The 5871-nt window shown below is 53.8% G+C and carries 4 protein-coding genes; 2 read left to right on the top strand and 2 right to left on the bottom strand.

The window, feature by feature from the left end; all coding sequences use genetic code 11:
- Positions 1 to 62 precede the first annotated feature (62 nt).
- Positions 63 to 467, top strand: coding sequence for a cytochrome b (locus LOC54_RS10945; RefSeq protein ID WP_279313847.1), 405 nt, complete (start codon positions 63 to 65; stop codon positions 465 to 467).
- Between the two features lie 36 nt (positions 468 to 503).
- On the opposite strand, the gene LOC54_RS10940 is transcribed toward LOC54_RS10945, so the two are convergent.
- Positions 504 to 1532: a glycosyltransferase family 32 protein gene (locus tag LOC54_RS10940; RefSeq protein ID WP_279313846.1), complete on the bottom strand. Its 1029-nt coding sequence runs from the start codon at positions 1530 to 1532 to the stop codon at positions 504 to 506.
- A 158-nt stretch (positions 1533 to 1690) separates the two neighbouring features.
- Positions 1691 to 3316, bottom strand: a complete 1626-nt coding sequence (locus tag LOC54_RS10935) for a hypothetical protein (RefSeq protein ID WP_279313845.1) — start codon at positions 3314 to 3316, stop codon at positions 1691 to 1693.
- Between the two features lie 347 nt (positions 3317 to 3663).
- Here LOC54_RS10935 and LOC54_RS10930 point away from each other — a divergent pair, with 347 nt between their 5' ends.
- Complete coding sequence (locus LOC54_RS10930; RefSeq protein ID WP_279313844.1) at positions 3664 to 5127, top strand: catalase; 1464 nt, start codon at positions 3664 to 3666, stop codon at positions 5125 to 5127.
- Positions 5128 to 5871: the final 744 nt, after the last annotated feature.

The following is a 5871-nucleotide window of genomic DNA, read 5'->3' as shown; positions in this document are numbered from 1 at the left end:
AACAACCTTGGCGCATCATGTCAATCGGACTGCGCAATTGGGCGCATAGGTTCTAGCAATCAATGGTTGGTATTACGGGGGGCGTCATTCTGCTGCTGGCCGTGGTGCGACTGGTGAACAGGCTGCGTATTTCTGCTCCGGGGTTGCCGCGGGATCTGCCGCCGGCCATGGCTTTTGCGGCCAGGATTTCGCATGTTCTGCTTTATGTTCTGATGTTCGCTCTGCCGCTGGTCGGCTGGGGGATGCTGTCGGCCGGAGATTATCCGGTTCCGCCGTCAGGTCCGGCGCTGCGGCTTCCGCCTGTTCTGCCCCATGATCCTGCGGTATGGGCCGGGCTGCGTTCCGCCCATACCGTGCTGGCTTTTGCGCTGATTGTGCTGGTGCATCTCGGGGCGGCGCTGTTCCACGGGCTGATCCGGCGTGACGGCGTGCTGGAGAGCATGACCAGGGGCGGCAGGTCCCGCTGATCTTTCTTCTGCGGGGGGCTGCCAGATGTTTGCGGGTTACAGGACGACCGGGGTGAACTCCTGGGAATAATGTCTGCCGAAGGTATTTGTGTGATTGGTCACGCAGGAATAGAGCAGTCCTGACTGCTCGGCATCGAAAAATCTGTGTTTGTGCTCGTTCAGGATCGGAAAGATGGAGGCACTGTAGACATAAGGTCCGGTGACCCTGAGCACGCCGAGACGACCGACGGTATACATGGGTTCGTCATAGTTCTTTATTCTTGCAAGTATTGATGTAATGACATTTTCAAGAAACGGATGCCCTGAGGTGGCTATGACATGCCACTGCTGGTATTCGCCGCCCGGGATATAATTTATTTCCGGGCCGAGGCCGAAGCCGGAGAACTGCCGTCCCGGACCGTTGTTCCACTGAGAGAGAAGATATTCGTCATCGTCGCGGATCAGATTATCGAAGGGGATTTCATTCCTTGATTTCATATCCATATAGACGCCTCCGCACTGATAGATGCAGAGATATCTGAAGAAGTCCGCTCTGGCCGCGCCGTATCTCGGATTTATACGCAGATACGCATTGAGAACGTCCCAGCCGTAATAGGTGTATATGAAATCGTGGCGTTCTTTCTCGCTCCAGTAGATATAGTCCCATCCTGGATTAACGTCCCTGATCCGGCTGACGTTATCCAGAAAACTTTCAGGTATGTTCTTTGAGTTTCCGACCTGGTGGATCACTCTCGGAATTCTGAAGGCCCTGTTTTTCTCAATGATCCTGAAACGCATGGATTTCCTGGAATGGATTTCCTCCATGCTGACCGGTCTGAACATTTCCCAGCCATCGTAATTTTTGACGAAATCGATCGATCCGCCAGGCTGTGCGCTCAGATACATGCCGGTTTCGGCCATGAGATGTGTCTGCTCGTCCTCCGGATTTCCGACGACCAGAATATTCCGGGATGCCGTGTATATCCACGGAACGAAGGCTTCCTCGATCAGGCAGTGGAAAAAGCTGCCATTTCCGGTCCGGCATAAAACGGTTCCGAAATAGGTAATAAATGCCTGATCGCTCATCCGGTGACGTCCCTTACACTGCCGACTGTATGGCCTGACAGACCAATACTCCTTAATACTCTTTTCCAAAAGTGATTTTCTGTCTTGTCACGTCTTTATTCACCATATTCATATATCGCTTCCTCTGCCCGGTAATCCATTTTCTGGGAAAACTCCCCTCATGGCTTCAGAGGGGCACCGTATCTTACGGGGAACCATCCGCATGAGCCGCCCCCCGGGCAACGATAGGTAACTTCTGCATGATCCGTTGTGTCGTAATATGTCATCGGCTCGGACGGATGTCTGACGGCAAGGATTTCGGATTTTGTCTTCGGGGCGAGGACCAGTCCTGAGGACAGTCTGACAGTTCCGTCGGCACCTGAGAGGGAGCCGGATATGACTGTAGTTCCGTCATCCTTTATTTCGAGAACAGGTTTTTTTCTGACTTCATATTCAAGGGAGGACCGTGCGGAATTGTATCCGAGAATATGATTATTCTGGCCGTTCTGGGTCCCGTCAGCCGTCATATCCAGGTACATATCGCTGTGCAGCCTGGCGAATATGTTTCTTTCGACAGACTGATCGAATTTTGCCTGTGAGAAATCAAATACTGCGTTGTATATCAGATCGGTGGTCTCTGCCATGATTGTGCCGATCCTCTCGTGATGTCTTGCATCGGATCCGCCGGCAATACAGATGAGGCATCCTATATCATAGGTTTCGATACCGATATTCTGCCATGTAATGCCTCCGTCCTTTACTTGCGCACCAAAGGACAGGGGAAAGACGGGCATGGTTTTGCCTGACACCGCTCCGCCGGAGATATTTCTGTACATCACAGGCCCGGCCCTGCCTGTGCGGATGATGATCCGGCCGGCCGGAAATTTCGTGTCAGGCGCCCATGAGAGGTCCCTGTTGGAATTATCATCGTTATTTTCGTTATGATTGGTGGTCATCCAGTACATTTTACGCTTTGAACCGAAAGGATCATGGGCGGACTCCCTTGTGTCGGGGCCAAATCCGCTCATGTCCTCCTCATAAAGCCAGGAGGGGGAGACCGGTCCGTTTCCGTCCGAAAAGGAGATACCCTCGTTCATTGTCACGAGGTTGGCCCAGACCCAGTTCGTTCCCTCGATCTGGACATCATTCCAGTGATTGACGTCGAACTCCCCTGCCCCGTTCAGGCCCATGTAATAGGCGCGCTCATGCACATTCTGGGAATTTCCGTTGTTTCTTTCGGTTGTAAACTGATTGAATACTACATTTTTCTGACCGAATATTGCCCTGTTACCTTTTTCTTCCGGTGTATCCCCCACCAGTGTGAAGGAAACTGCCGGCCGGTATTCCCTGGCATTAGTGTTGTTGCTGTCCACGCGTGCAAATTCGAGATTTCCGCCGCCCATTGTCGCGTGTGTTTCAGACAGAACCCCATCCCCGAAATAGGGGACGGCCATATTGATATCGTGTGCTGTGACGGGGAAATACGGGTACATCTCAAGGCGTCCGAGCACACGGACGAAATCGGTATCTGCGGTATTTTTTGGAATGATTGTGTAATGCGGCCAGCGACCTGCCGGGATTTCCAGAATTCTGCTTTGTATCGATCTCCCGCTCTTGGAAATATTGTTTCCCATGAGGAGATCGATAATTTTTATATCCGAAGCACCTGAGCTATCTCCGAGGATTGCTCCGTAATCCTTGATATTGAGCGTATCGGCTGATCTCTGAGCCGGAGTTCTGGGCAGCGGATGCAGCATGCGGCTGCCTTCGGGCTGATCTGCGGCGCAGGTATCATTCAAGTACATAAATGAAGCGCATATCAGGAATATAAGGTATACTCGCAATGTATTTCTGTATTTTTTACCCATTCCACAATATCCTTCCGGGACAGAGCCGCATCCTGATAACCCCGGGAGTATATCATGCTTCGAGCTGATTGCGGAGGCGAGATATCGCCCGGGTTATGTTGCCGGAGTTTAATATTATAGTCTGCTGCCTGTTTTACTGCAGGCGCGAGCCATCCGGGAGCCGCAGCCAGCTGTCCGTTTTCGTTTTCTGACACATTCAGACGTATTTGATGGCCGCTTCAGGGAACCCGCTCCCTTGCCGTGAGTCATTACATTCATCTGTCATGATACAGAATGGTGCGACGATGGCGACGAAACATAAGACTGAGATCCATACGACCGAGTCCGGTATTCCGGTTTCGAGTGATGAGCATTCGCTTACCGCCGGTGCCAATGGCCCGATCCTGCTGCATGATCATTATCTGATCGAGCAGATGGCGGCGTTCAACCGGGAGATGATTCCGGACCGGCAGCCGCATGCCAAGGGCAGCGGTGCTTTCGGCACGTTCAAGGTGACGCATGATGTCAGCCGCTATACCTGTGCGAAATTTCTGCAGCCGGGGGCGGAGACGGAAGTGGCTGCGCGGTTCTCCACTGTGGCGGGAGAGGCAGGCAGCCCGGATACGTGGCGTGATCCGCGTGGATTTGCCCTGAGGTTCTATACGGATGAGGGTAATTTCGACATGGTCGGCAATAATACGCCGATCTTCTTTGTGCGTGATCCTCTGAAATTCCAGCATTTCATTCACTCGCAGAAGCGTCGTGCTGATAACGGGCTGCGTGACAATGACATGCAGTGGGATTTCTGGACGCTGAGCCCGGAGACCGCGCATCAGGTGACGTGGCTGATGGGGGATCGTGGCATTCCTGCGAGCTGGCGTCATATGGATGGTTTTTCCAGCCACACCTATATGTGGGTCAATGCGAAGGGTGAGCGGTTCTGGGTGAAGTATCACTTCAAGACCAATCAGGGCATTAAGTGCCTCACGCAGGAGCAGGCCGGGAAAATTGCAGGGGAGGACGCTGATTATCACCGGCGCGACCTGCATATGGCGATCAGCCGGGGCGAGCATCCGAGCTGGACGCTCAAGATGCAGATCATGCCTTATGAGGAGGCGAAGACCTGGCACATCAATCCGTTCGACCTGACGAAGGTGTGGCCTCAGGGGGAGTTTCCGCTGATTGATGTCGGTACTCTGACGCTGGATCGCAATCCGACGGATTTCCATTCGCAGATTGAACAGCTTGCGTTTGAGCCTAATAATTTCGTGCCCGGGACTGGTCTGTCTCCTGACAAGATGCTGCTGGGGCGTGCGTTTGCCTATGCTGATGCGCACCGGGCGCGTCTGGGCGTGAATTACAAACAGATTCCGGTCAATGCACCGAAATGTCCGGTTCATGGCTATATCAAGGGCGGAGCCATGCGCATGCGCGAGGCGCATGATCCGGTTTATGTGCCGAACTCAAAGGGCGGACCTGCTGCGGATGCCACGCGTTTTCCGGAGAATGCGGTCTGGGCCGCGGATGGCGAGTTCGTGCGCGAGGCCTATACGCTGCGGCCGGATGACGATGATTTCAGCCAGGCGAATATCCTGATCAACAAGGTGATGGATGATGCGGCGCGTGATCGTCTGGTGAGCAACATTGTCGGGCATGTCCTGCAGGGTGTGCAGGAGCCGGTTCTGTCGCGTGTTTTTGAATACTGGACGAATATTGATGAAACGATCGGAAAAAGGGTTCGTGAGGGCGTGACCTCCGCACGTAAGTGATGCCAGGAGCGGGGCGCGCGTGTCGCCCCGCTCTGTTTTGCCTGCTTTCCGGTTTTTCATTCCCGTCCTGCGTCTTTGACGGCTGTATCTGTCGGGCCTTTCATCAGTCAGGCTGCAGCCTTTACCCGTGAAGCAGAGATTTACTCTCCTCTGTCAGATAGTGCCACAGCATTTTGTTGCCACGACTGCTCAGGCGAGCCAGACGCTTCCACCATTAAGGAAAACTCGAGCACTACACAAATTGTACTCCCATGTGATCCTGGGTGAGCGCGGACGCTAGAATTTGACACTTCCGACACTAGAAATGGAACCATAATTCCTATTCGCAAACCACCCGGCCCGAGCCTTTAAAGGCTCGCTTAAAGACCTTTAAGCGGCCTCTTAAAGGGGGGATTTCGGCATCACAACCGCTGCACTCCCAGCCGCAGCATCTGCCTCCCCGGCAGGAAACGGATAAGCGGGCAGCGGACGGAAATCACGCGCAGGCCGTCCGGATGCCGCGTCCAGATCGCACACGATCAGCCGCGCAGCGATCGCCTCGGCATAGACCTCCTGAACAGCATCACAGACAATCCACAGACGCCCCCGCAGGGCATCATTCGCCCGCTCCAGATCCCCGATCCTGGCCGCTTGCGTGGCAGACCATTCCAGTGCCTGATACCAACCATTGATTGCTAGAACCTATGCGCCCAATTGCGCAGTCCGATTGACATGATGCGCCAAGGTTGTTCGACGATCTGGTTC

This window comes from Acetobacter sp. AN02, assembly GCF_029759835.1.
In the GTDB taxonomy this organism is placed as follows: Bacteria; Pseudomonadota; Alphaproteobacteria; order Acetobacterales; family Acetobacteraceae; genus Acetobacter.
Note: the sequence above shows the minus strand (reverse complement) of the source record. Positions and strands in the feature narration are given on the sequence as shown.